27 protein-coding genes and 1 pseudogene are annotated in these 24,990 nt (G+C 71.6%); 19 read left to right on the forward strand and 9 right to left on the reverse strand.

All coding sequences use genetic code 11. From position 1 onward, the window contains the following. Nucleotides 1-150: 150 nt before the first annotated feature. Complete coding sequence (locus ACFUPX_RS01080; RefSeq protein ID WP_383313742.1) at nt 151-708, forward strand: PPOX class F420-dependent oxidoreductase; 558 nt, start codon at nt 151-153, stop codon at nt 706-708. Here the strand turns inward: ACFUPX_RS01080 and ACFUPX_RS01085 are convergent. Further along, nucleotides 696-1,550, reverse strand: coding sequence for a LysR family transcriptional regulator (locus ACFUPX_RS01085; protein ID WP_383313744.1), 855 nt, complete (start codon nt 1,548-1,550; stop codon nt 696-698). The two genes, ACFUPX_RS01080 and ACFUPX_RS01085, sit on opposite strands and share 13 nt — an antisense overlap. A gap of 86 nt (nt 1,551-1,636) precedes the next feature. Between ACFUPX_RS01085 and ACFUPX_RS01090 the strand changes: the two genes are divergently transcribed. From ACFUPX_RS01090 to ACFUPX_RS01120, 7 genes are all read left to right on the forward strand, one after another. Next, nucleotides 1,637-2,539 (forward strand): DMT family transporter, encoded by a 903-nt coding sequence (locus ACFUPX_RS01090; RefSeq protein ID WP_383313746.1) that lies wholly within the window; start codon nt 1,637-1,639, stop codon nt 2,537-2,539. A 165-nt stretch (nt 2,540-2,704) separates the two neighbouring features. Beyond that, nucleotides 2,705-3,652 (forward strand): DMT family transporter, encoded by a 948-nt coding sequence (locus ACFUPX_RS01095; RefSeq protein ID WP_383313747.1) that lies wholly within the window; start codon nt 2,705-2,707, stop codon nt 3,650-3,652. 45 nt (nt 3,653-3,697) lie between these two features. Beyond that, nucleotides 3,698-4,201 carry a methylated-DNA--[protein]-cysteine S-methyltransferase gene (locus ACFUPX_RS01100; protein WP_383313749.1) on the forward strand — a complete coding sequence of 168 codons (504 nt, stop codon included), beginning with the start codon at nt 3,698-3,700 and terminating at the stop codon, nt 4,199-4,201. A gap of 43 nt (nt 4,202-4,244) precedes the next feature. After that, a complete protein-coding gene (locus ACFUPX_RS01105; RefSeq protein ID WP_383313751.1) occupies nt 4,245-4,982 on the forward strand; it encodes a 2OG-Fe(II) oxygenase in 738 nt (245 codons plus the stop codon). After that, nucleotides 4,979-5,299, forward strand: coding sequence for an Ada metal-binding domain-containing protein (locus ACFUPX_RS01110; RefSeq protein ID WP_383313753.1), 321 nt, complete (start codon nt 4,979-4,981; stop codon nt 5,297-5,299). The genes ACFUPX_RS01105 and ACFUPX_RS01110 overlap by 4 nt, the downstream gene beginning before the upstream one ends. Next, complete coding sequence (locus tag ACFUPX_RS01115) at nt 5,296-5,856, forward strand: hypothetical protein (protein WP_383313755.1); 561 nt, start codon at nt 5,296-5,298, stop codon at nt 5,854-5,856. Before ACFUPX_RS01110 ends, ACFUPX_RS01115 begins: the two co-directional genes overlap by 4 nt. Beyond that, nucleotides 5,853-6,512, forward strand: coding sequence for an alpha-ketoglutarate-dependent dioxygenase AlkB family protein (locus tag ACFUPX_RS01120; RefSeq protein ID WP_383313757.1), 660 nt, complete (start codon nt 5,853-5,855; stop codon nt 6,510-6,512). Before ACFUPX_RS01115 ends, ACFUPX_RS01120 begins: the two co-directional genes overlap by 4 nt. 9 nt (nt 6,513-6,521) lie before the next feature. On the opposite strand, the gene ACFUPX_RS01125 is transcribed toward ACFUPX_RS01120, so the two are convergent. Together ACFUPX_RS01125 and ACFUPX_RS01130 are read right to left on the reverse strand one after the other, a co-directional pair. After that, nucleotides 6,522-7,142 (reverse strand): L-threonylcarbamoyladenylate synthase, encoded by a 621-nt coding sequence (locus ACFUPX_RS01125; protein WP_383313759.1) that lies wholly within the window; start codon nt 7,140-7,142, stop codon nt 6,522-6,524. A 61-nt stretch (nt 7,143-7,203) separates the two neighbouring features. Further along, complete coding sequence (locus ACFUPX_RS01130; protein WP_383313761.1) at nt 7,204-7,965, reverse strand: PP2C family protein-serine/threonine phosphatase; 762 nt, start codon at nt 7,963-7,965, stop codon at nt 7,204-7,206. Nucleotides 7,966-8,144: 179 nt separating this feature from the next. On the opposite strand from ACFUPX_RS01130, the gene ACFUPX_RS01135 reads away from it, so the two are divergent. The 3 genes and pseudogenes from ACFUPX_RS01135 (at nt 8,145) to ACFUPX_RS01145 (ending at nt 11,579) form a co-directional block, all read left to right on the forward strand. Beyond that, entirely contained in the window at nt 8,145-9,116 is a 972-nt protein-coding gene (locus ACFUPX_RS01135) for an AraC family transcriptional regulator (RefSeq protein WP_383313763.1), read from the forward strand. A gap of 171 nt (nt 9,117-9,287) precedes the next feature. Continuing rightward, nucleotides 9,288-9,860 (forward strand): annotated as a pseudogene (locus tag ACFUPX_RS01140) (dioxygenase); the annotation flags it as partial. 246 nt (nt 9,861-10,106) lie between these two features. Beyond that, complete coding sequence (locus ACFUPX_RS01145; RefSeq protein WP_383313765.1) at nt 10,107-11,579, forward strand: hypothetical protein; 1,473 nt, start codon at nt 10,107-10,109, stop codon at nt 11,577-11,579. A 77-nt stretch (nt 11,580-11,656) separates the two neighbouring features. On the opposite strand, the gene ACFUPX_RS01150 is transcribed toward ACFUPX_RS01145, so the two are convergent. Next, entirely contained in the window at nt 11,657-12,241 is a 585-nt protein-coding gene (locus tag ACFUPX_RS01150) for a TIGR04222 domain-containing membrane protein (RefSeq protein ID WP_383313767.1), read from the reverse strand. A gap of 143 nt (nt 12,242-12,384) precedes the next feature. Between ACFUPX_RS01150 and ACFUPX_RS01155 the strand changes: the two genes are divergently transcribed. The 4 genes from ACFUPX_RS01155 to ACFUPX_RS01170 all read left to right on the forward strand — a co-directional run bounded on the left by ACFUPX_RS01155 (nt 12,385) and on the right by ACFUPX_RS01170 (nt 15,763). After that, a complete protein-coding gene (locus tag ACFUPX_RS01155; RefSeq protein ID WP_383313769.1) occupies nt 12,385-12,951 on the forward strand; it encodes a hypothetical protein in 567 nt (188 codons plus the stop codon). 165 nt (nt 12,952-13,116) lie between these two features. Further along, nucleotides 13,117-14,097, forward strand: a complete 981-nt coding sequence (locus ACFUPX_RS01160; protein WP_383313771.1) for an ArsR/SmtB family transcription factor — start codon at nt 13,117-13,119, stop codon at nt 14,095-14,097. A 197-nt stretch (nt 14,098-14,294) separates the two neighbouring features. Beyond that, nucleotides 14,295-14,987, forward strand: coding sequence for a peptidoglycan-binding domain-containing protein (locus tag ACFUPX_RS01165; protein ID WP_383313774.1), 693 nt, complete (start codon nt 14,295-14,297; stop codon nt 14,985-14,987). 65 nt (nt 14,988-15,052) lie between these two features. After that, on the forward strand, nt 15,053-15,763 hold the full coding sequence (locus tag ACFUPX_RS01170; RefSeq protein ID WP_383313776.1) for a C39 family peptidase: 711 nt from the start codon (nt 15,053-15,055) through the stop codon (nt 15,761-15,763). Between the two features lie 235 nt (nt 15,764-15,998). On the opposite strand, the gene ACFUPX_RS01175 is transcribed toward ACFUPX_RS01170, so the two are convergent. Continuing rightward, nucleotides 15,999-16,586, reverse strand: a complete 588-nt coding sequence (locus ACFUPX_RS01175) for an RNA polymerase sigma factor (RefSeq protein ID WP_383313778.1) — start codon at nt 16,584-16,586, stop codon at nt 15,999-16,001. Nucleotides 16,587-16,740: 154 nt separating this feature from the next. Between ACFUPX_RS01175 and ACFUPX_RS01180 the strand changes: the two genes are divergently transcribed. Beyond that, nucleotides 16,741-17,811, forward strand: a complete 1,071-nt coding sequence (locus tag ACFUPX_RS01180; protein WP_383313780.1) for a MerR family transcriptional regulator — start codon at nt 16,741-16,743, stop codon at nt 17,809-17,811. A 123-nt stretch (nt 17,812-17,934) separates the two neighbouring features. Here the strand turns inward: ACFUPX_RS01180 and ACFUPX_RS01185 are convergent, their stop codons facing one another. Genes ACFUPX_RS01185 through ACFUPX_RS01195 form a run of 3 tightly spaced genes read right to left on the reverse strand, consistent with a single transcriptional unit; the run spans nt 17,935 to nt 19,967 of the window. Further along, entirely contained in the window at nt 17,935-18,981 is a 1,047-nt protein-coding gene (locus ACFUPX_RS01185; RefSeq protein ID WP_383313782.1) for an iron-containing redox enzyme family protein, read from the reverse strand. After that, a complete protein-coding gene (locus tag ACFUPX_RS01190) occupies nt 18,971-19,303 on the reverse strand; it encodes a CDGSH iron-sulfur domain-containing protein (RefSeq protein WP_383313784.1) in 333 nt (110 codons plus the stop codon). Before ACFUPX_RS01190 ends, ACFUPX_RS01185 begins: the two co-directional genes overlap by 11 nt. Further along, the gene (locus tag ACFUPX_RS01195) at nt 19,287-19,967 is read right to left on the reverse strand and encodes a HemK2/MTQ2 family protein methyltransferase (RefSeq protein ID WP_383313786.1); all 681 of its coding nucleotides are present in this window, start codon (nt 19,965-19,967) and stop codon (nt 19,287-19,289) included. The genes ACFUPX_RS01190 and ACFUPX_RS01195 overlap by 17 nt, the downstream gene beginning before the upstream one ends. 375 nt (nt 19,968-20,342) lie before the next feature. Between ACFUPX_RS01195 and ACFUPX_RS01200 the strand changes: the two genes are divergently transcribed. From ACFUPX_RS01200 to ACFUPX_RS01210, 3 genes are all read left to right on the forward strand, one after another. Continuing rightward, the gene (locus ACFUPX_RS01200; RefSeq protein WP_383313788.1) at nt 20,343-21,647 is read left to right on the forward strand and encodes an acetyl-CoA carboxylase biotin carboxylase subunit family protein; all 1,305 of its coding nucleotides are present in this window, start codon (nt 20,343-20,345) and stop codon (nt 21,645-21,647) included. Nucleotides 21,648-21,706: 59 nt separating this feature from the next. Next, entirely contained in the window at nt 21,707-23,767 is a 2,061-nt protein-coding gene (locus tag ACFUPX_RS01205; RefSeq protein WP_383313790.1) for a CocE/NonD family hydrolase, read from the forward strand. 149 nt (nt 23,768-23,916) lie between these two features. Further along, nucleotides 23,917-24,267 carry a PRC-barrel domain-containing protein gene (locus tag ACFUPX_RS01210; protein WP_383313792.1) on the forward strand — a complete coding sequence of 117 codons (351 nt, stop codon included), beginning with the start codon at nt 23,917-23,919 and terminating at the stop codon, nt 24,265-24,267. Nucleotides 24,268-24,412: 145 nt separating this feature from the next. Here the strand turns inward: ACFUPX_RS01210 and cpt are convergent, their stop codons facing one another. Beyond that, nucleotides 24,413-24,952, reverse strand: a complete 540-nt coding sequence (gene cpt, locus ACFUPX_RS01215; RefSeq protein ID WP_383313794.1) for a chloramphenicol phosphotransferase CPT — start codon at nt 24,950-24,952, stop codon at nt 24,413-24,415. Between the last annotated feature and the right edge of the window lie 38 nt (nt 24,953-24,990).

The following is a 24,990-nucleotide window of genomic DNA, read 5'->3' on the forward strand; positions in this document are numbered from 1 at the left end:
ATGAGAGGGGGCGACCGGCGAGGAGCTCGCCCCCAGCGGACGCGGTGCCTTCGTCAGCCCAAATCCCCCGCGGGCGACGAGGGCATCGCTCTGTGCGGCGCCCCTCGGCTCCGCTGTCTGGACGGCCACCGCCTCTCGTATTCTCACCACATGACTGAGCACTTAGGGAAAGTCGACGAAAGCGCGCTGCTCGACCTGCTCCAGGAGCAGCGCATCGGCACGCTCGTCACCCTCAAACGCGACGGCCGCCCGCAGCTCTCCAACGTCGGCTACGCCTTCGATCCCGCGGACCGCGTCATCCGCCTCATGGTCACCGACAGCCGCGCCAAGACCCGCAATCTGCGGCGCGATCCGCGCGCGAGCTTCCTCGTCACCGACGGCGCCGGGTTCTCGTACATGATCGCCGAGGGTGACGTCGAACTCACGCCCGTCGTGGCCGACCCCCATGACGCGGTCGCCGACGAACTGGCCCTGGTCTTCCAGGGATTCCAGGGCGAGCACCCCGACTGGGAGGGGTTCCGCGCGGCGATGGTGAAGGAGCGGCGCCTGGTGATACGGCTGCACATCAAGCACCTGTACGGAGCCGCCGGGAAGCGGATCCTGGCCGGCGGGGGACCCAAGGGACCCGGCGGCCCGCCGGTGGGTGCGACGGCGGGGCGGCCCGGACTGCAGCTGGGCACGGGAGAGCCGCCGCCTCAGTTCCGGTAGTAGAGGTCCGTCAGGAGCGCCACGGCGGCATGCGTCATCGGGTGCGGGTCGTGGCGGCGCCAGATGAGATGGACGGGGATGGGCTCCGCGTCACGCAGCGGGCGGAACACGACGCCGTCGCGGCGGTACTGGTTGGCGGTGCTCTCCGGGGTGAGGCCGACACAGCGGCCCGACGCGATGATGGCCAGCCAGTCGTCGATGTCCTGGGTGTGCTCCACCGGGGGGCGGGCCTCTTCGGGCCACAGCTCGGCGGTGGTGGTGCCGGTGCGCCGGTCGATGAGCAGCGTCCGGTCCCTTATGTCGGCCAGGGGGATCGAGCGCCGCCTGGCCCAGGGGTCGTCGCTCGCCAGGGCGCAGAAGCGGCGCTCGTGACCGACGACGGCGCTGGCGAAGCGGGACCCGTCGAAGTGGGTGCGGACGACGGCGAGGTCGCACAGGCCCTCGGCCAGGCCGCCGGTCGCGGAGTTCGTCCGGATCAGATACAGCTCGACACCGGGGTGACCGGCGGCCCAGCGGCGCTGGAACTCCGCCGTGTGGCGCCCCATCGCCGACCAGGCGTGGCCGATGCGCAGCCGGGTGTGTCCGGTGGTCGCCTCGCGGATCAGGTCGTCGGCCTCCGCGAGCAGATGCCGGGCCCGCGCGAGCACCTGCACCCCCGCCGTCGTGGGCGTGATGCTCCGGCTCGTGCGGTGCAGAAGACGCACTCCGAGCACCTCCTCGAGGCCGCCGAGGGTGCGCGAGACGGCCGCTTGGGAGACGCCCAACTCGGCGGCGGCATCGGTGAAGCCGCCGGTGTCGACGATGGCGACCAGGCAGCGCAGATGCCGCAGTTCCAGATCCATGGCCGCAGTCTATGGATAACCAGAGCGTATGGATGAGCACACGCATGCATTTTTCGTATGCTCGCGGGTGACGCATCCTGCGGTACATGCGAACGTCTCCGAGCCAAGCCGTGCCCACCGAAGTCCCGGTCGCTGCCGGGGGCCCCGGCGACCGGGCACAGGGCGCGCGAGGTCGTCTGCCGGGCATGGCCATGATGTTCGGCAGCGGCCTGTCCAACCAGGTCGGCGCCGCCACAGGGGCCTTGGCGTTCGGCGTCATCGGTCCCGCCGGTGTCGTCGCCGTGCGGCAGTGGGTCGCGGGAGCCGTGCTCCTCGCGGTGGGCAGGCCCAAGGTGCGCGCCTTCACCTGGCGCCAGTGGTGGCCGCTGCTGTGTCTGGCGGCGGTCTTCGCCACCATGAACCTCTCCCTCTACACCGCGATCGACCGTGTCGGCCTCGGCCTCGCGGTGACCCTGGAGTTCCTGGGCCCGCTGTCGGTCGCGCTGGCCGCGTCCCGCCGTGCGGTGGACCTCGGCTGCGCGGTCGTGGCGGGGGCGGCGGTCGTCGCCCTGGCCCGCCCGCAGCCCAGTACGGACTACACCGGCATCGCGCTCGGCCTGCTCGCCGCGGTCTGCTGGGCCTCGTACATCCTGCTCAACCGCACGGTCGGCGCCCGCGTCCCCGGCGTCGAGGGGTCGGCCGCCGCCGCGGGAGTCTCCGGGCTCCTCTACCTGCCCATCGGCATCGCGGTACTCGCCCACCACCCGCCGACGGCCACCGCCCTGGCCTGCGCGGCCACCGCGGGCATCCTCTCGTCGGCGATACCGTTCCTCGCCGATCTGCTCGCCCTGCGCCGGGTCGACGCCCGCTTCTTCGGCATCTTCATGAGCGTCAACCCGGTCCTCGCGGCGCTCGTGGGCATGGTCGTCCTGGGGCAGTCCCTGGACTGGGTGGAGTGGCTGGCCGTCGCGGCGATCGTGTCCGCGAACGGGGTCAGCGTCCTCAGGTAGCCCTGTTGGTCCGCCTGCCGGGTCTCCGAATGTAGCTGAGCTTAATGAAGGTTCAGAACTCTTTGCTTGTCCTTCCAGGTCGGCGACGGCATCGTTCACTGACGACGGTTCAGGGCGGTCGGAGCGACCAGAGCCACCGGAGCGACCATGGCGAGGAGCACAACAGTGAACGGCATCCCCGGGGGAACGTGGGCAGCGGCGAGGGTGGGCGTACTCGCCCTGCTCTGGGGATCGACCTTCCTCTGGATCGAACTGGCCCTGGAAGGCCTGTCTCCGGTGCAGGTCACACTCCTGCGCTGCACGCTCGGGGCGGCCACCCTGACGGTCCTGCTCTTCGGCGGGCGGGGCCGGCTTCCCCGGGGCCTCGGGACGTGGAAGCACATCTTCGTCGCCGCCTTCTTCTGCAACGCCCTGCCCTTCGGTCTCTTCAGCGTCGGTCAGCAGACCGTCGACTCCGGGGTTGCGGGCGCGCTGAACGCGACGACCCCGCTCTGGTCGGTCCTGATCGGCCTCGCCATCGGCACCGAACGGGGACTGCGCCCCGTCCGCCTCGCGGGACTCCTTCTCGGCTTCGCGGGTACGTCGCTGATCTTCGCCCCGTGGCAGCAGTCGGGGCTGACGAGCTGGGGCGCCCTCGCGATCGTGGGCGCGGCGGCGAGTTATGCCGTGGGCTTCGCGTACATGGGGCACCACCTCGTCGGTAAGGGCATGCCCACCCTGTCCCTCTCCGCGGCCCAGCTCATGGCCGCGACGGGCCTGACGGCGCTGGCCCTGCCGGTCGGCGGCCTGGAGACGATCCACGTGGACGGCACGGCCCTGATCGCCGTCGTCATCCTGGGGATCTTCGCCACCGGCGTCACCTTCCACCTCACCTACCGGATCATCGCGGACGAGGGCGCGACCAACGCGGCGACCGTCGGCTATCTGCTGCCGGTGGTCTCCGTGGCCCTGGGCGCCCTCGTGCTCGACGAGGCCTTCAGCTTCCGGGTGGCCGCGGGCATGGCGGTCGTACTCGTCGGGGTCGGCATGACACGTCGGCAGAAGCGGAAGCCCAAGGCTCAGCGCGACGTCCGAATCCCGCCAGCGCGGGGGATGGCGACACCCCAGTCTTGAAGGCGGAAGGAAACCGAAGCCGAAGGAAAAAGGGAGGCCACCGCCATGACTGTGCACACCACCGTCACCGGCCCGCTCGGCGAACTGCTGCTGGTGGGCGAGCCGACACAGCAAGGCGTCTCGCTCACGTCCCTGTCCATGCCCGGCCAGCGCAACGCCCCGACCGTGCACAGCGGTTGGGCCCACGACCCCGAGCGCTTCTCGGACGTCACACGGCAACTGGCCGCCTACTTCGCCGGTGAACTCACCACGTTCGACATCGAGTTCACCCCGAGCGGCACCGACTTCCAGCAGCGCGTCTGGCACGCCCTGGAGGACATCCCGTACGGCACGTCGACCACCTACGGCGAGCTCGCCGAACGGCTCGGCATCGGACGTGGCCGGGTGCAGGCCCTGGGCGCCGCGATCGGCGCGAACCCGCTGCTCCTGGTGCGCCCGTGCCACCGCGTGATCGGCGCGGACGGATCCATGCGCGGGTACGCGGGCGGCGTCCGGCGCAAGGTCCAGCTCCTCACCCACGAGGGCGCCCTGCAGCCCGCCCTGATCTGACCCGCACCACCGCGACTCGTGCCACCACGAAGGGCCCCGCATCATGATCGACACCACTCGCCGCCCGACGGTCACCCGTGCCGGAGAACGCGTGGCCGCCGGGGACTGGAAGACACTGACCGCCGAGCTGGACGAGCACGGCAACGCCCTCACCGGTCAGCTCCTGACCCCCGAAGCCTGCCGCGACATCACCGCCCTGTACGACCAGACCGACCGCTTCCGCTCCACCGTCGACATGGCCCGCTACCGCTTCGGCTCCGGCCAGTACCGCTACTTCACCCACGAACTACCCGATGTCGTACGGGAGTTGCGCGAGGCGCTCTACCCCCGGCTGCTGCCTGTCGCCCGCGACTGGGCCCAGAAGCTGGGGAAGCCCGCCCCCTGGCCCGACAGCCTGGGGGAGTGGGTGGAGATGTGCCACGCGGCCGGGCAGGCCAAGTCCGCGCAGATCCTGCTCCGTTACGGGCCCGGGGACTGGAACGCCCTGCACCGCGACGTCTTCGGGGACATGCTCTTCCCGCTCCAGGTCGTCGTCGGCCTCGACGCCCCCGGAGCCGACTTCACCGGCGGCGAGTTCATCATGACCGAGCAGCGCCCCCGCGCCCAGTCGCGCGGCTCCTCCACGACCCTGCCGCAAGGACACGGGCTGATCTTCACGACCCGCGACCGGCCCGTGGCCTCCAAGCGCGGCTGGTCGAACGCGCCGATGCGGCACGGCGTGAGCACCGTCCGCTCCGGGCGTCGGCACACACTGGGCCTGGTCTTCCACGACGCGGCGTGAACCCCGCCCCGCCCGGGAGCCCCGCCCCGCCCGGACGGCAGGAGCGGCGTACGTACACGCTGTGCGGCCCGGACGGAAAGCCGTACCCCAGCAGTACGCCGGGCACCCTGGGCGGCCACCGCCGAGGACGCCTCTACGGCCGCCTCGACTGCCCCTCCGCGCTACGGGCCGTCGCCCGCGGCCCCTACGTCACCCACCGGGTGTTCTTCCCCGACGAGGCCACCGCCATCGCGGCCGGATACCGCCCCTGTGCGGTCTGCCTGCCCGCTGAGTACGCTCGATGGAAAGCAGACCCAGAAAGCACCGGCACACCATGAGCATCCTGAAGGAGCGGGAGTCCTCCCGCTCGCCCCTGATCGGCGCCGATCCCGCCGCCCACGCGGACCTGCCCGCGCCCGCCCCGCACACCGAAGACGAACTCGCCGCCCTCATCGGCCTGTTGACGCTCCCCAAGGCGCGGATCGAGAGCGTCACCATCGGCCACAGCCGCGACACGGCATCACGGGCCGCCGCCGAAGCCTTCGCCACCGCGTGGACGGCCCGCGGCGGCACGGTCCTCACCACCGTGAGCTGGCCCGGGACGGCCGCGTCCTGGCTGCGCCCCGCGCGCCGCCTGACAGCGGAGCTGCCGGACGCCTGGATCATGGCGGCGGCGCCGCTCGGCCTCGCCCAGCTGGCCCGCCGCCTGCGCCACTCCACCGACTGGGACCCGGCCCGCACCTACTCCTTCGCCTCCCTGGGCGACTCCCGCGTCCCCGCACTGGCCGGGGACGACGTGCTCCACGGCCTGCGCGGCGCCACCGCCGACGGCGGCACCTGGGACGTGCGCCACCGCTGGGTCACGACCTACCCGCCCGCCGAGGTGACGTCGTGAGCGCCCTGATCCCCCGCCCCACCACGGAGATCGCCCCCGGCGCGGTGCACGTGCCGCAGTGGCTCACCCAGGAGCAGCAGCGCGAACTCGTCACGGCGTGCCGGGGCTGGGCCACCGGGCCGGTGCCGATCCGGCACACGCGGCTGCCGCGCGGCGGGGTCATGTCCGTACAGACGGTGTGCGTCGGGTGGCACTGGCAGCCGTACCGGTACACGCGCACCGCCGGTGACGTGAACGGCCGGCGGGTCGCCGCGTTCCCGGAGTGGATGATCGCGCTGGGCCGCCGGGCGCTGACGGCCGCGTACGGCGACGCGGCGGACGCGGCCGACTACACGCCCGACACGGCGCTGATCAACTTCTATGACGGGCAGGCCAGGATGGGCATGCACCAGGACAAGGACGAGCGCTCGTCGGCCCCGGTGGTCTCGCTGTCCATCGGCGACACCTGCGTCTTTCGCGTGGGCAACACCGAGACCCGCACCAAGCCCTACACCGACATCGAACTGGCCTCCGGCGACCTGTTCGTCTTCGGCGGCGCGTCGCGCCACATCTTCCACGGCGTGCCCAAGGTCCACGAGGGCACCGCCGATCCCGCCACCGGCCTGGCCTCGGGCCGCCTGAACATCACGATGCGGGTCACCGGCCTGACCGGCTGACCCCCGCCACTACTCGAACCGCGAGGTGTCGCCCGCCCCCCGGCGCACGATCTCGGCCTCGCCGCTGGAGAAGTCGATGACGGTGGTGGGGCTGGTGCCGCAGTCACCCGAGTCGACGACGGCGTCCACCACGTGGTCGAGCCGTTCCTTGATCTCCCAGCCCTGCGTCAGCGGCTCCTCCTCGTCGGGCAGGAGCAGCGTGCTGGAGAGCAGCGGCTCACCGAGCTCGGTGAGCAGGGCCTGCGTCACGACATGGTCGGGGATGCGGACTCCGACGGTCTTCTTCTTCGGGTGCAGGAGCTGGCGCGGCACCTCCTTCGTCGCGGGGAGGATGAAGGTGTAGCTGCCCGGTGTCGCGGCCTTGATCGCACGGAACACGTCGTTGTCGATGTGCACGAACTGACCCAGCTGTGCGAAGTTCTCGCACACCAGGGTGAAGTGGTGGCGATCGTCGAGGTTCCGGATCTTCCGGATCCGGTCGAGGCCGTCACGGTTGCCCAGCTGGCATCCCAGCGCGAAACAGGAGTCCGTCGGATACGCGATGAGCGCCCCGGAGCGGATGCTGTCGGCCACGGCGCTGATGCTGCGCGGCTGCGGGTTCTCGGGGTGCACGTCAAAATACTTCGCCATCCGCCGAGCCTACGGGATCGCATCAGCAGTCCCTGGTTCCTCAGCCGTCCGTCCCGGTTCCTCAGTCGTCGCCGACCACGCTGATCAGCGCGAGCGTCACGTTGTCGGGACCACCGGCGTCGATGGCGGCCTTCCACAGTTCGAAGACGGCCCGGCCGCCGTCGTGGGTCGCGAGGATCTCGTCGAGGGTGTCCTCGGGGACGGGGTCGGTCAGGCCGTCGGAGCACACCAAGTAGCGTTCACCCCCGACGAGCGGCACCGTGCTGACGTGCGGCGTGACCGCGCTGAACCGGAGCGCGCCGCCGAGCGCCTGCGTCACGATGGACGTGGTGCGCCGGCCGGGCGCCGGCGGCGGGCTGTCGTCGACGCTCACCTGCCGGAGTGTTCCCCCGCGGGTGCCGCTGCGGCTGACGTCGAGCACTCTGCTGTCACCGACGTTGAAGACCAGCAGTTCCTTGCCGAGGACCACGACACCGGCGACCGTCGTCCCCATGGTGGCCAGCTCCGGGTCGCGCTCGGCGGCCGCGTACACGGCGTGATTGCAGGAACTCAGCGCGTCATGAACGGCCTGCTCGCTGTCCAGCGAGGGGCCGAGCGCGGCCAGCTCCCGTACGACGAGAGCGCTGGCCACCTCGCCGCCTGGCTGGCCACCGATGCCGTCGGCGACCGCGACGACGAGGGGAAGGCCGAGCGGGAACCCCAGGGTCTGCGGGTTCTCGGTCGTGGTCCCGCACAGCGTCCACGGCCCGACGGCCAGGCTGTCCTCGTTGTTGTCGCGCACGAGCCCGGGGTGGCTCAGCGCGGTGACTGTCGTGTACGGCATTCCTGTCCCGCCTCTCCGCAACGGCCAGGCGTGCTCCGCACCACCATTGTCACGCGGGGAGCCCCCCACGGCTCACCGGCGGGCCGTGGCCTCCCCCTGCCCGCGGGTGACCACGTCATGCCATGGTGGGGGATTCGGCTGGTCTGGACCAGCCTCCGGTCGTGGTGGGGAGCGTACGCATGCGCGGCACAACGGTCTTGCCCGGTGAGGGGAACAGCGGGTTACCGGTCAGCGGATCAGCGGGTGAGGAGGGCATGCCGACGCATCGCCTGGAAGTGCCCATGCCCAACGCGCTGCCGTTCGCCATCGGCACGTTCGACACCATCGGGCCGATGTCGCGCGCGCCGTTCCCGCACCGGCACACCTTCCACGAGATCGTCCACGTCACCGGCGGCACCGGCAGCCATGTCCTCGACCTGACCCGCTTCGCGCTGCGGCCGCCGAACCTCTGCTTCATCGCCCCGGGCCAGGTCCACCACTGGCAGGACGTCACCGGCCTGGACGGGCGCGTCATCCTCTTCACCGACGACTTCCTCCTGGACCACCCCGCGGACCGCCAAGCGCTGCGCGGGCTCGGGCGGCGCTCCTGGCTCGAACTTTCCGACGAGGACGCCGAGCGGACCGCGCGCCTGGTCGCCGACCTGGACGACGAGTACCAGAGGGGTGCCGACGGATTCCAGGGCGTGCTGCGGGCCCTGCTGCACGTCCTGGTGGTGCGGGCGGCGCGACTGCCCGCACACCGGCCGACGACGACACCGCCCGCACACCCCTCGCGGCCCGGCTCGGTCGCGGCGGAGTTCGTGACGCTGCTCGGCGCCCCGGAGGGCTCCCCGCGGTCCGTGCGCGCTTGCGCGGAGCGCCTGGGCGTCAGCGTGAGCTACCTCAGCGAGGCCGTGAGGGCGTCCACCGGCCGCACGCCCGGTGAACTGATCCGCCAGGCCCGGGTGCACGAGGCCAAACGGCTCCTGCTGCGTACGGAGTTGTCGGTCCGTCAGGTAGCGGCCCGGGTCGGCTTCGGTGACCCGGCCTACTTCTGCCGCTTCTTCCGCCGCGAGACCGGCGCGAGCCCCGGGGACTTCCGGCGCGGCGGTGGCGATATTCACCACGACCACCGCCTTGAGTCCATCGCCCGCGCCCGGCCCTCCGCATAGCTTCGGAGCCGATCCGGAACCCACCCCACCCCCCCTTCAGGAGGAGCGATGGAGCACGAGATCGGCACGACCGGGGACGGCATACCCGAGGCCGGCGGCGTATCCGCCGGCGGCGGTGACCGTGGCGGCCCCAGCCGCAAGACCGTCCTGAGAGCGGCCGCCGCGGTGGGCATGGCCCTGCCCGTGGCCCTCATGGGAGTGCCCGCCCTGGCCCGGACCGCGGGCGAGCGGGGCGTGGCGCCCGAGGCGACCCCGGCCTGCGACGACGGAGACGATCCGACACCCCCGCAGATGGAAGGGCCCTACTTCAAACCCAACTCCCCCCAGCGCACCTCGCTCCTCCAGCCCGGCACCCCGGGCGTGCGGCTCACCGTCACCGGCTATGTCTTCGGGCGGGCCTGCCGGCCGATTCCCCGGGTCCTGATGGACTTCTGGCAGGCCGACACCTACGGCACGTACGACAACACGGGGTTCCGCTTCCGCGGGCACCAATTCACCGACGCCAACGGCGCGTTCAGGCTCACCACCGTCGTGCCCGGTCTCTATCCGGGCCGCACCCGCCACCTCCACGTCAAGGTGCAGGCACCGGGACGACCGGTCCTCACGACCCAGCTGTACTTCCCCGGTGAGCCGCGCAACAACACGGACCCCATCTTCGACGCCCGGCTGCTCATGAACGTACGGAACGTCGGCAACGCGAAGGAGGCGGACTTCGACTTCGTCCTGAACGTGCCGCAGCAGCCCTGAGCGACGAACCGGCCTGCCGCTCGGCGGCCCGGTGAGGCGGCTGAGCGGCAAGGGGCGTCGTACAACCTTCGGTGACCGTGGTGGGTCAAGTGACCGGCCTGCGTGAAGCGGTGATGAACTCCGCCGGGCAGCCATCCGACCGCAATCCGAACCGAGGGAACCCGTATGTCGCGAGCCCGTCGCAGTGCCCGGCGCAATGCCGGTCGCCATGCCCGTCGCCATGCCCGTCGCACCCTGCCCCTGATGGCCGCATCGCTGCTCGTCGGCAGTGGCCTCTCGGCCCTGTCCCTCGGGGCGGGCAGCGCCCAGGCGGCCACTCCGGCCGCCGACACCGGCCGCGCGAGCGCCGCCGCCGCGAAGGCGACGGACGATCTGAACGGCGACGGCTACGCGGACCTCGTCGTCGGCGCCCCCGGCGGCACCGTCTCCGGCAAGGCCAAGGCCGGGTACGTCGTGGTGACCTACGGCTCCAAGGACGGCCTCGACCCGGCCAAGAAGAAGGTCATCAGCCGCTCCACGAGCGGTGTGCCCGGCGCGGCCACCGCCAAGCAGGAGTTCGGCAGGCACTTCACCAAGGCCGACCTGGACCAGGACGGATACACCGACCTGGTCATCGGCACCGGAGTCGTCGGCGGTGGCTCGGTGATCCTGTGGGACTCGGAGAGCGGACCGAGCGGCGCCGCCGCCGTCAACACCTTCGGATTCGCCCCGCAGGCGGGCGACTTCGACGGCGACGGCACCACCGACCTGGCACTGTTCGACTTGGTGGGCTCGCACGGGGACGACCCGGTCGAGCAGAAGTCCCGCCTCTGGAAGGGGCCCATCGCGCGCACCGGCACCCCGGCCGCCACGCTGGACTTCATGGACGCGTCGCAGTGGTGGAGCTACGACAGCGACGAGCGCCCCAACCCGGTCTGCCGTGAGAAGCCCGAGACCTGCGTCGACGGCCCGCTCTCCGTCAAGGGCCCGGTGATCCCGCAGGCCGTCGGCGACATCAACGGCGACGGCCGCGCCGACATCGCCGTCAACGACTACACCGGCGACGGAGGGTGGACCAACAGCATCCTGTACGGCAGCCCCACCGGCTTCAAGCGCGGCGACGCCGTGGGCGGCAAGGGGGCGGTGGGCGTCGGCGACGTCAACGGCGACCACTACGACGACCTGGTCGCCGGTGAGAGCTACCACGGCAAGGTCGCGGTCGCCTTCGGCTCGGCGGACGGCCTGAAGGCGGACGCCGTCCAGGAGTTCGACCAGGACCTGCCCGGCGTCCCCGGCGCCGAGGAGGAGGGCGACGGCTTCGGGAGCGCCGTCTCCGTCGGCGACGTGACGGGTGACGGCTACGCGGACATCGCGCTCGGTGTCACCGGCGAGGACGTCAAGACCGTCGGTGACGCGGGCGCCGTCGTCCTCGTGCACGGGAGCGCGAACGGCGTGACCGGCACCGGCGCCCAGGCCTTCCACCAGGACACGGCGGGCGTGCCCGGAGTCGCCGAGGCGGACGACCAGTTCGGGGCTGCCGCGGCGCTGCTCGACGTCACGGGCGACGGCCACCGCGACCTCGCGGTGTCGTCCACCAGGGAGAACGCCCAGGCGGGCGCGGTCTGGTCGCTGCGCGGCAGCGCCACGGGCCTGACCGCCACGAACTCCGTCGCCTTCGGCCCCAAGGACGTCGGGGCCCCCGACACCGCGGCGGTCTTCGGCAGCACCCTGCGCTAGGTCCAGGTACGGAGCGACTCGGTTCCGGGCCCGCGGGCGGGACGACAGACCGTCGACCCACCCGCGGGCCCGCGCCGTCAGTCGCTTCCGCCTCCGCCTCCGCCGCCCCCGCAGCCGAAGCCGGAGTCCGAGTGATCGGAATCGTGGTCCAGGGCCTTGCCCATCCGGATCAGGGTCCGCCCGAGGCCGGACGGAATCGTCAGCGCTTCCGTGACACCGCGTCGGACCGTCCCCGGCGGGAGGACTTCGGGGCCGTCGAAAACGTGCGCGGGGAGGTCTCCGGCCTCCTCGGCCGCCCGGAGCCGCTGCTTGCCGGTCCTGGTCAGCTGGTGCCGGGCCCTGGTCACCAGGCCCCAGTCCGCGAGCCGGTCACCTATCTCCGCCACCTCCGGAGACTCCCGCAGGTCCGCGCACACGGACGCCGTGCTTCGGCCGTTCACGCACGCCGTGGCCAGGGCGCGCTCGACCGGGTGCTCGGGCATCTCCCCGACCACGGACCGCACCCGTGACGCCCTGAGCTTGAGCAGCCCGGCATCGGCCAGCGCGACCACCGCGCACTCCACCACCCGCCGTGGTCCGCCCGCCAGATACGCCACGTCGTACACACCAAGGGCCCGTCGCGCACCCGCCGCCGTCGTGGCCCGCCTGAAGTACATCCGCATGCCCCCACCCCCTTCGGACACCCCGTCCTTCGGCTGTGGTGCCCGATGGCGGGGTGCACACCCCTCCAACTCGCCTCTTCAGAGCGAAACTTGAGGGTTCCGGCCCCATTGGTGTCATCGGATCCCGCGGTCATCATGGCGGCATGCGGGAATACGACGATGCCGATGCCGTCGGCGTGGACGGCGAGATGCTCTGGCGTGCCGTGGACAGGCAGGCGCATACGGGGCGTCGGGTGGTGCGTGCGGCGGTCACGGTCGTGGTGGGGCTCGGCGCCGGTGGGCTGCTGCTCGCCGCCGACGAACCCGTCACCGCCGCCGTGGTGCTGGGCTGCCTGCTGCTCGTCGGGCTGCCCGTGGCCGTCCACTGGCTGCGCGACAGCCGCGCCGTCGTGGCGGTGCACGTGGTGCCCGGTGACCGGACCGTCTTGCGGCTGCGGAGGGCCGGGGGAGGGGTCGTGGAACTCCCGGCGGCCGATGTCGGTCGCGTGCACCTGGTGACCACGCCGTTCCAGGAGCCCGACAGTCCCGGCGACGGATCGGTCGTCCTGCACCTGCACACCCGTCAGGGCCGCCACTACCGCAGCCGTTTCGCCGGTATGGACACCCGGAAGCGTGCGCACTCCCAGGAGACGTGGGGCAGGGTGTGCCCCGCGGCGTCGTTCACGACCGGCGTGCGGACCTGGCCGCTGCCGTCCGGCGACTACGACTGATAGGCCTGATGCGGCCGATGAGTACGTACGCCACGCGGTCCCGCATCCACACCGGCAGCCCCCGGGTGTCTTGACAGCGACCGCCTCGCGACGATCGCCTGGTGTCCGCCGCGCGGCACCGCGGCGGCCACGGGCACGGACGGGCACAGGGGGAGAGGGCAGGCCATGCTGCGGGTGCACTTCACGGCCGAGGACCTGGCACGGGTGCGGGTCGCCTCGGGTCCCGACTTCCTCTGGGAGATCAGCAACAGCGTACAGACGCTGCAACGGCGGGACGGGTCACGGGTGTTCGGGGAATGGCGGCGGTGGGCCCGGCCGCGGCTCTCGGACAGCTGCCGGCTCCTGTCGCCGCTCCTGCCGCCGCACGGCTGCTCTCCTGACTTCCTCACCCCCACCCACGGAGAGGGCGAGACGCTCCACGCGGCGGTCGACACCCTCGTGCGCACCCCTCGCATGCGCCTGCGCACCGATCTGAGCCGGGTGGCCGCGACACGTCGACTCCCTGGCTGGACGGAGTCGCTGGCGAGCGGAGACATGGCCGCCCTGCGGCAGTTGGGGCAAGCTCTCCACACGTACCACCTTGAGGCGCTCGCGCCGTTCTGGCTGCGCATCCACGCCCAGATCGACGCCGACCGCGTGATCCGGCTGCACAGCCTCCTCGACGGCGGGACCGACGGACTGCTCGCCGGCCTTGGCCCGCAACTGCGCTGGCGCAGGCCGGTGTTGGAGGCCGACTATCCCGTGGACCAGGACCTGCGTCTCGACGGCCGGGGGATCACCCTGCAGCCCTCGTTCTTCTGCTGGCCCACGCCCGTCACGCTCGCCGACGGCGAACTGCCGCCCGTCCTGGTGTATCCCATCGACCACGCGATGGACTGGACCCACCCCACGCCCCCGGACCGTCCGGCCGACGGCGCGCTGGGGCCGCTCATCGGGCACACACGCGCCGCCGTCCTGAAGGCGGTCCGCACCGGCTCGTCCACGGTCGAGCTCGCCCGTCTCCTGGCGGTCACCCATCCGGCCATAAGCCAGCACATCAAGGTGTTGCGCGCGGCGGGCCTGGTGACCACGGTCCGCAGGGCGGGACGCTCCCTCCATGTCGCGACCGCGGAAGGGCGCGCACTGCTGCGCAGTTGCGGGTCGTAAGTCTGGGCTTTCATCGATTGCGTCTGGCATGGCCATGCAAGGAAGCTGACCGGGCTGTTGCACACGCATCCCCCCACCGCTGTGTGTCCCGACTCCCCGCCCCGCGCGCGCCGTTCAACGCGCGTCGGCCTGAGCACCTCCGTGCACGACAGGAGGGGGCAGGAGGGGACGCATGGCGATCCGACGAAGGAGTGGCGTTGCGCACTACTACTCGTATCCTCACCCGCCGCGCGGCCGTGGCCGCCTCGCTCGCCGTGCTCGGCACCCTCTGTGCCGTGCCCGGCGCCGCCCAGGCCGCTGAGCACTCCGGGGCCCCCACGGCCTCCGCGGCGTCGTCCGGGCACGGCCTGAAGTGGTTCCAGGAGCGTCACGGGCTGCCCAGGACCGGCTCGGTCGACGGCGCCACCGCCAGAGCCCTGCGCCAGGCCCCCGACGCCGAACTGCACCGGGCCTTCCGGACCGCGGCCGACCTCGGGCCCGAAGAACTCGCCAACGCACGCACCGTCATCGGTGTCGGCAAGGGCGCGCAGATACCCGAACAGGGCCAGGTCATCGCGCTGATGACAGCCATGCAGGAGTCGAAGTTCGTCAACTACCTGACGCCGGTGGACCACGACTCCCTGGGGATCTTCCAGCAGCGTCCCAGCACCGGCTGGGGCACTCCCGAGCAGATCACCGACGTCGCCACCTCGTCCAAGTCCTTCTACGGAGTGGCCCCCTTCGGCAGCAACCCCGGGCTGATCCAGATCGACGGCTGGCAGACGATGCCCCCGGGCGAGGTCTGCCAGGCCGTCCAGGTGTCGGCCTTCCCCGACCGCTACGCCCAGTGGGAGCAGTTCGCCCGTGACCTGCTCGCCCAGGAAGGGCCCTCGGTCCCGCCGATCCCGTGACCCGCGGGCGCCACGCCCCGCGTTCTCCCCTCGCATCCCTCACGCCTGTCACACCAGGAGCCCGTATGCGCAAGAGACTTGTCTCCACAGCGATCGCCGTAGCCGCGGTCGGCGCCCTCCTCACCCCGGCCGCCGCCCAGGCACGACCCGCGCACCCGCACAGCGTGTCCGTGCTCGGCCACGGCTCGAAGGCAGGGACCGCGGTCGTCAGCGGACAGAACGAACCCGGCACCCGGCTGAGCATCGGCGGCGCGCGGACGGCGAGCGCGCACACGCTCCCGGTCGACTACCAGGTCCAGGAGACCGGCTACTGGTGCGGACCCGCCGCCACCCGCATCGCCCTGTCCGCACGGATCGCCCCGCCGAGCCAGGGCGCCCTCGCCGCACAGCTCGGCACCACCGAGGCGGGCACCGACCACATCAGCCAGGTGACCGGCGTGCTCAACGCCAACCTCGGCACGGGGTGGTACGAGACCAAGGAGATGCCGAACGACCCGCCCACCCAGGCCCAGAAGGACCTGCTGTGGAGCGACATCGTCCTGGACATCGACAACAACTACCCCCTGGTGACCAACATCGTGGCCCCGCCCGGCAATCAGCCGCCCGGCTATCCGTCGGACCAGACGATCTACCACTACTTCACGGTCATCGGCTACGACGACGCGAACCGCACGGTCCTCATCGCCGACCCCGCCTCCTTCGGCGGCAACCAGATCTACTGGCTCTCCTTCGACCAGCTCGCCACACTGATCCCGCCGAAGGGGTACGCGGCCTGAGCCGAGAGCCCCGAGGCTTGAACGACGACCGCGGGTGGCGCATGTGTCGTGCGCCACCCACGGCCCGCTCGGCCGCCGTTCCGGGGGCAACGGCGACAGCCTCAGCGGCACCGACTCCGCTGAGGCCGTACAGGAGGGCAGGGTCTGGGCACGCCTGCCGGCCTCAGGGTCGTGGGTTGCTGCCTATTGCTTCCGCTTGAACCGGGCGCGTGGATGCGGCGGCGCCCGGAATTTCTCAGGGATCGTCCCGTACGTCCTCCAGGCGGGCACGCAGGCTGCGGATCCCGCGCCGCGCGTGGCTCTTGACGGTGCCCAGCGGCCACCCCGTGTGCTCGGAGATCTGCGGATGGGTGAGTTCCTCGTAGAACGACAGACACAGCACCGTTCGCTGCCGCACCGGGAGCCTCGCCAACTCCTCGGTCATCAGCGCCCGGTCGACCGTCGGCTCCATCCCCTCCTGGGCGCGGTGATCGATGGTGGCGTACTGCTCCACGGCGCCCTCGACCAGTGCCGCCCGACGGGTGCGTGCCGCCAGCGCGTCCGCGATCCTGTGGCGCGTGATGCCGGTCAACCAGGCTGCCGGGCCGCCGAGTTCGGGGCGGTAGCCGGACCTGCCGCGCCACGCGGACAGGAACACCTGCTGCGTGATGTCCTCCGCCTCACGGCTGTCGCCCAGCGCGCGCTGGGCCAACGCCTGCACAAGAGGCGCCCACCGGTGGTACACCGCCGTGAGGCTCGCCTCGTCTCCGCCGTCGAGGCCCCTGGCCGGTTCCGCGCTCCCCCCGGCAGGACCTCGCGCCGGTTGTGGCGCCAGTGTGCTCATCGACGCTTCGTCAGCTCCTCGTGGTGATCACAATCGCCGTACGACCGAACGTAAAAGGGCAGTCGCGCCGAGCCCGTGGCCGCGATCCGGTCATCCTGTGAACAGTCGCTCACGCACGGCAACTCGCATCGGTTGTGCGTCGTATCGTGGCCGCATGGGCGAGGGGCGACACCGCGGTCAGACAGGCGAGTCGGCGGGGAATCCGGCGGGCGATCCGCCGGGCACGGGCGTCACGACGGGGTCCCTGGCGAGGCGGCTGGGGGTGTCACCGACGACGCTGCGCACCTGGGACCGCAGGTACGGCCTGGGTCCCGCCCTGCGCGATCCCGGTCACCACCGGCGCTGGTCCGAGCGGGACGTGGCCATGGTGGAGGAGATGGGCCGCCTCACCTCGGCAGGCGTGGCGCCGGCCGAAGCCGCCCACGCGGCGCTCAAGCTGCTCGATGCCGATGCCGATGCCGATGCCGATGCCGACGGCGATCCCGGTGTCGCACCCGGCCGGGCCGCGGTGCCGCGCCCGAGGCGGCCCGCGCGCCCGGCGCCTGCGGCGTCACCCGACACCTTCGTCCGCCGTCGACGTGGCCTTTCGCGCGCCGCCGTACGGCTCGACGCCCCCGCCATGCAGGACCTCCTGACCGACGCGGTGGAGAGCCACAGCCTGGTCACCGCCTGGCAGGAGGTGATGGTGCCGACGCTGCACGCGGTGGGCCGCAAGTGGGAAGAGGCCGGCGACCGTTACGTGGAGGTCGAGCACCTGTTGTCCTGGCACGTCTCCCGCACCCTGCACCGCAGCGCCACCGCACCGACCGCCCCCGCCCCGCCGGGCTCACCCGCCGCGAGCGCACCCCTCGTGCTTGCCTGTGTACCGGGCGAACAGCACTGCCTGCCGCTGGAGGCGCTCAGCGCGGCGCTCGGTGAACTCGGCGTACCGCAGCGGATGTTCGGCGCGGCCGTGCCGGTCGAGGCGGTCTCGGCGGCGGTGCGCAGGACGGGCCCGGCGGTCGTCGTCCTGTGGGCACAGGCCCGCTCCACGGCGAGCGTCCCGCTGGCCCGGCACATCGCCGACACCCGCTGGGGGGTGCGCGGTGCCCGTGGCCGCTCCGTGGTCATGCTGGGCGGGCCCGGCTGGGCGGGTCCCGCGGTGCGCGGCGCGCTGCGGCCCACCAGCCTGCGGGAGGCGCTGACGCAGATCGGCCGGGTGCGCGGGGAGGCCGTGCCCGCCTGAGCCCTGACGCCTTGCTGCCTTGCCGCCCTGACGCTCTGCCGCCTGCCGCCTGCCGCCTGCCGCCTGCCGCCTGCCGCCTGCCGCCTGCCGCCTGCCGCCTGCCGCCGTAAAGCCCGGTGGCCGTCAGCCCGCCGTCGGCAACGGCGTGCGCAGAGCGCTGCGTTCCTCGCGCCAGGCGGCCAGGAGCCGTGCGCCGAGGCGGTCCTCCAGGAAACCCGTGGCCTCGATACCGAAGACCACGTCGGACTCCAGGCCGGGTTCGCTCGCCAGGAGGCCGCCGATCACCTCGCGGCGCACCACCTGCTCATGCACGGCGTCGGCCTCCACGTGCTCGTCGTAGAACCGCTCGGCGGCCGGCCCCGCGCCGCTCCTGCGCATGGCCTTCGCCATCCGGCGCGAGCCCGGGGGCGAGGTCACCTCGACGGCCGCGAAGTGTCCCACCAGCGCGCCGCGCAGCGCCCGGTGCAGGCCGAGCAGGGACATCAGGTTGACCGTCGCGAGCACTTCGGCCGGGGCGGCGTCGAGGTAGTGCCCATAGGCCGTCTCCAGCGAGAGGTCCGCCATGAGGTCGGCGAAGAGACGGGCGTGGATGTCCTCGGCGCGTCCGGCCCCGAACTCGTCGAACTCGATGGCCACCATGCCCGCCTTGGCCCGGCCGTGCAGCCGGGGGATGACCCAGGCGTGCGGATCGGCCTCCTTGAGGTGGTACAGCGAGCGGGCCGCCGCGTACTCGCGCAGCTGCCACAGCTCGCCGTCGCGCTGGAGGTGGTGGCTGACACTGGTGCGGCTGTACCCGACGGGCTCCAGCAGAAGGTCGCCCAGGGCGCGCTCGGCGCTGTCCGTGGAACGGCAGTTGGCGCGCAGGGCGCCGAGGAAGCGTCCTTCGAGCGCGCGGCGCAGTCCAAGGAGCTCGGGGTCCCATTCGAGGTCCTCGCGGACATCCTCGAAGCCTTGGTAGTGCAGCTCGTAGAGCGTGTAGAGGGCGAGCTGGAGGTCGTCCCCGTAGGGGTCGGCGTCGTGCGTGTCGATGGGCAGGGGTCCCGAACTGCCCCCGGCACGCAGCGTGTTGATCACGAGGCTGGACAGTATGCCGCGGGGCTCGGGCAGGGCGGGGCTCGTGCGGCGCGACTCACGCGGGCCGTCGGACGCGGTCTGGTTCTCAACGGACATCGGGTGCTTCCTCCCCCATCGTGTTCTCGGCGTCCTTGGTGTCCTCGGTGTCCTCGGTGTCCTTGGTGTCGGCGTCCTCGGTCTTGACCCGGCGCCGGTGACTGGTGTCGCACCATGGGTACGTCCGGCTGCGGCGGCAGGTGCAGATCGCGGCGGTGAAGCGCCGGGAAGCGATGACGCTGCCGTCGTCCGCGACCACTTCGACCGGCCCCTCGACGAGCAGCGGCCCCTCGGGGTCGATCGTGACGCGGCGCGGGCGCCGCTCCTGTGCGCTCGGCGCGGGTTCAGGTGCCTGGGCCGCGGGTTCAGGTGCGTTCGGCACGGATGACCACCAGTTCTTCCATGTCCTCGTCCCCCAACAGCCCCTGCCTGCGCAGGAAGGCGCGGCGCGAGCGCAGGACAGGGCCGAACGGAATCAGGGCGCGGTCGGCCACCGAGGTCTCCAGGCCGGCCTTCGCGAGCCGCCGCAGTGTGTCGTCGGTGCCGCACAGAGCCGAGTGGACCATGAGCAACACGCCTCCGGGGCGCAGCGCCCGGGGGGCCGCGTCACAGATGCGGTCGACCACCGCGCGGCCGTCGTGCCCCGCGTCCCAGGCGCGCGCCGCGCCGCGCCGCGGCAGCCGGACGGAGGGCGAGGGTACGTACGGGGGATTGCTCGCCACGAAGTCGTAGGACCGGCCGGGAACGGCTGACGTGAGGTCGCCCCGCACGACGGTGACGCGCTGCCGCGCCGCCAGCGCGTTGAGCCGGGCGGTCAGGACGGCACGCCAGGCGATGTCCACGGCCGTCACCCGGGCGCCGAGCCGCGCCGCGTGGACGGCGAGCGCGCCGCTGCCGGTGCCGATGTCCAGTACGTCCATGCCCGGACCGATGTCCTCGCGGCACAGTGCGCGTGCGAGGAGGCCCGTGTCGTCCTGTGGCGCGTAGACCCCGGGAAGGGTTAGCAGATGCCCGGGGCCAGCGCTCGCGGCCGTATCGGCGACCATCAGGCACCTCCGATCATTGCGGATCCGGCCGGGCGACACCCGAACCCCTCAGGCCCCTCCCTGCCCGGCACTCTCACCACACTCCGCTGTTCCGGCAGCGGCCACCACTCGGGTGATGACGCACAGTGACGTGGCGGACCGGCTGGGTGTCTCTCTGGCCTCATGAATTCCTTGTGGTGCTGGGGGACTCGCTCCCGCGACTGTCGTTCGTCCCTGGTGCCCGAGGAACGGTGCGGCACACGTGTGGTGGCCGCCCCGAGCGGCCGGCGAAGCGCACAGGAGGGGTGGTGATTGCGCCACTACAGCGTGGGTACGCGGCCATCTCTGCTCCCCCCGGCGCGACAGCTGCCGACACCCCACGACCGAAAGGGCGCCATGCCGCACAACATCTTCGTCATCGGCCTCGACGAGGCGAATCTCCCGACGCTGCGATCCGTGCCCGACGCGCAGGACTACGTCTTCCATCCCCTGCTCACCGTCGACGAGCTACAGAGCGGCGAGGTGTCGGTCCCCGGACTGCTCGCCGAGGCCGAGCGGATCCTGGACGCGTTCGACGGCCACATCGACGCGATCGTGGGCTACTGGGACTTCCCCGTCAGCACGCTCGTGCCGATCCTCAGCGAGCGCTACGGCACGCGCAGCACCAGTCTTGACTCCGTGGTCAAGTGCGAGCACAAGTACTGGAGCCGCCTGGAGCAGCGGCGGGTCACCGACGCGCATCCGCCGTTCGGCCGGGTCGACATGGAGAGCGCCGATCCCAAGCCCCCCGAGGGCATGGAGTTCCCGATGTGGCTCAAGCCGGCGCTGTCCTACTCCTCGGAACTGGCCTACGGAGTCAAGGACCAGGCCGAGTTCACCGAGGCGGCCGACCGCATCCGTGAGGGGATGGGGCGCATCGGGCGCCCGTTCGAGGACATACTCGCCCGCGTCGAGCTGCCGGCGGAGATGGCCGACGTGGGCGGCCAGGTGTGCCTGGCCGAAGGGGCGCTCGAAGGCATCCAGGTCGCGGTCGAGGGCTATGTCCACGAAGGTCAGGTGACCGTCTACGGCATCATCGACTCGATCCAGTACCCCGACTCGTCGTGCTTCCTGCGCCACCAGTACCCCTCCCGGCTCCCCGAGCCCGTGCTCGGCCGGCTGCGGGACGTGTCGGAGCGGGTCATGCGGCAGATCGGCATGGACGCGGCGACCTTCAGCATCGAGTACTTCTACGACCCGAGTTCCGACGTGCTCAACCTCCTGGAGATCAACCCGCGTCACTCCCAGTCGCACGCGGAGATGTTCGAGTACGTCGACGGCGTGCCCAACCACCACTGCATGCTGAGCCTCGCGCTCGGCAAGGACCCCAAGCTGCCGCACCGCCAGGGCGGTTACCGCACGGCCGCCAAGTGGTACCACCGCTGGTTCGCCGACGCGACCGTGCACGACGTCCCCTCCCGCAAGGACATCGAGAGCATCGAGCGCAGCATCCCGGGGGTGCGCGTCGATGTGCTCGTCGAGGAGGGGCAGCGCCTGTCGGACGTCTCCGAACAGGACAGCTACAGCTACGAGCTGGCCCACATCTTCACGGGCGGCGAGGACGAGGAGGACATGCGCGCCAAGTACGACCAGTGCGTGGCCGCCCTGGGCCTCACCTTCGACGAGGCCGAGCCGGGCAGCCGCGAGACGAAGAACGCCTGAACCGCGAAGAGCGCCGCAACACGAAGGAAGAGCGCTGCAACACGAAGGAGGACCCCGGTTTGCGCTATGTGAGCGACCTTCCGTACGAGACCAAGGAAGAGCAGAACGTCACCATCCCCGCGGCGGACGGCACCCGCCTCGCGGCCCGCATCTGGCGGCCGACGTCCTCCGACCAGGAGCCCGTCCCCGCGATCCTGGAGTACATCCCCTACCGGCAGCGCGACCTGACCGCCGAGCGCGACTCCATCCACCACCCGTACATCGCGGGGCACGGCTACGCCTGCGTACGCGTCGACCTGCGCGGCACCGGGGACTCCGAAGGCGTCCTGAAGGACGAGTACCTGGAGCAGGAGCAGACCGACGCCGAGGACGTGCTCGCCTGGCTGGCCGACCAGCCCTGGTGCGACGGGACCACCGGCATGATGGGGATCTCCTGGGGAGCCTTCGCCGCGCTCCAGGTCGCCGCGCGGCAGCCCGAGAGCCTGCGCGCCATCGCCATCGCGTCCTTCACCGACGACCGGTACGCCGACGACATGCACTACATGGGCGGCGCGCTCCTGTCGGACAACCTCGCCGAAGCGGGCACCATGTTCGCCTACGGCACCTGTCCGCCCGACCCCGCCATGGTGGGGGACCGGTGGCGCGAGATGTGGCACGAGCGCATGGAGGGCACCCGCCCCTGGGTCCTTCAATGGCTCAGGCACCAGCGCCGTGACGACTACTGGCGCCACGCCTCGGTCTGTGAGGACTACACGGCCGTCCGCTGCCCCGTCCTCGCGTCGAGCGGCTGGGCGGACGGCTACTCGAACGCCGTGACACGGCTGCTGGGCAATCTGGACGTGCCGCGCAAGGGCCTGATCGGTCCCTGGTCGCACAAGCTTCCCCACCTCGGCGAACCGGGCCCCGCCATCGGCTACCTCCAGGAAGTGGTGCGGTGGTGGGACCACTGGTTGAAGGGCGTCGACAACGGCGTCATGGAAGGGCCGATGCTGCAGGCGTGGATGCAGGACAGCGTGCCGCCGTCCACGTCGTACGAGGAGCGTCCGGGGCGCTGGGTGGGCGAGCCGTCCTGGCCCTCCCCGCACATCACGCCCGTCGTGCGGAGGCTCACGCGCCACTCGCTCTCCGCGCCGCTTCCCGAGTCCGACCAGGCCCCCGAGACCTCCGCCGGGGAGGCTCCGGCCGAGGGGCTTTCCGTCCAATCACCGCTGTCCGTAGGCCAGTTCGGGGGGAAGTGGGCTTCCTACAACGCGCCCCCCGACCTGCCCTACGACCAGCGTGAGGAGGACGGCGGCTCGCTGGTCTTCGAGACCGACCTGCTGACCGAGCGCACGGAGATCCTCGGCTCGCCCTGCGTGGAACTCGACCTGAGCGTCAGCCAGCCCGTCGCCATGGTCGCGGCCCGCCTCTCGGACGTGGCCCCGGACGGCAGCGCCACCCGTGTCAGCTACGGCCTGCTCAACCTCACCCGCCACGAGGCGCACAACGACGACCCGAGCCCCCTGGAACCCGGGCGCCGCTACCGCGCGGTCATCCCGCTCAACGGCGTCGCCCAGGCCTTCCCGCCCGGTCACCGCATCCGTCTGTCCCTGTCCACCTCGTACTGGCCGCTGGCCTGGCCGCCGCCCAAGCCGGTGCTCCTGACCGTGTACGAGTCGTCCAGCACCCTGACGCTCCCGGTGCGCCCGCTGGCGGAGCCCGACGAACTGCCCGCGAAGCCCTTCGGCGACCCGGAGGGCACGCGGCCCGTCAGGCCGACCCAGCTGACCGCCCCCGAGCAGCGCTGGCAGGTCAAGCGCGACCTGGTCGACTACGCCGCGGAGCTGGAGATCGTCAAGGACCTCGGGACGGTGCGCATGGAGGACATCCGCCTCGACGTCGGCCGCAGGGCCTACGAGCGCTACACCTCCGTGGCCGACGACTTCACCTCCGCCACCGGGGAGTCGGCCTGGACGATGTCCTTCCGGCGCGACGACTGGGACGTACGGGTGGAGACCCGGACGGTGCTCAGTTGCGACGAGGACCACTTCCGGGTGGACGCCACCCTGGACGGTTACGAGGGCGACCGGCGGGTGTTCTCGCGGTCCTGGAACGAATCCGTTCCCCGGGACCTGCTGTGACGCGCCGCCCGCTGTGACGCCGCGAAGACCGGACCGGAATTTCTGTTTGGCCCCATTCCGGCAGGGCACCCGGTGCGTTGGAGGTTGATCATCTCCTCCCGCTATGCGAATCCCTGTTTTACGGGGAAAACCAATTTGAGGAGTTCTCGATGAGCAACGAAATCTGGAGCTACGCTCCCACCGCCGGACACGGCCCGGACAACGACCTGACGGGCTACAAGGTCGAGGCCGCCGACGGGCACATCGGCAAGGTCGACAAGCACTCGAGCGAGGTCGCCAACCAGTACATCGTCGTCGACACCGGCGTGTGGATCTTCGGCAAGGAGGTGCTGCTGCCTGCGAGCACCGTCACCGCCATCGACCACGAAGAGCGGAAGATCCTGGTCTCGCGCACCAAGGAGCAGATCAAGAACGCGCCCGAGTTCGACAAGGAGAAGCACCTCGGCGACCCTGCCTACCGTGACCAGCTCGGTGGCTATTACAGCGGTCCGGGTCACTGATCCTCGCGCAGGCGTGAACACGCCGCCGCGCCGAATTACGCGCTGAAACTGATGGCGTCCCAGGCACCAGGTGCCCCGGACGCCATCAGGCGTTCCGGTACGGCTCAGAAATTCAGAGATCTGGAATGTGATTTCAGGGAGAAATTCAGGGCCGGCCGACGCGGGCGGCGATGGCTCGCGCGCATTCCAGGGACTCGGTGCGCGTCGTGTCCACCTCCATGTCGTAGAGCACGCCGCGGTGGACCAGTTCGGCCTGGGATGCGGCCATGCCGGCGACCCGGTCGCCCCGCGCCGTCTCCCGGCCCGCGGCGACGGCGCCGTCACAGCGGACGCCGACCCACAACACCCGCAGCTCGCCCAGGGACTTCCGCCACCGCTCCTGTGACGCCGGTCCGCCGAGGAAGACCTCGTCGACGATGACCCGGGCGCCGGCGCGGGCCATCGACGCGATCCCCTCGATCCACGCCGCCTCCAGCGTCCGGAAATCGGGGCCGACGCTCACCGCGCCGTCCGGCGCGAACGCGATCCCCTCCGACGCGGTCCGCAGGGAGGCGGGCATCGCGTCGACCAGCGTGTCGCAGCCGAAAGCCAGCCATGGGTCGGGCAGCACCGCCTGCAGACACCGCGCGATGCCGGACTTCCCGGAGCTGGAACCACCATTGAGCACGATCACCTGAGTCGTCACCGCGCCACAGTAGAAGCAACACCGTGCCTCGGAAAGCG

It is taken from the genome of Streptomyces sp. NPDC057302, assembly GCF_042667685.1.
GTDB lineage: Bacteria > Actinomycetota > Actinomycetes > Streptomycetales > Streptomycetaceae > Streptomyces.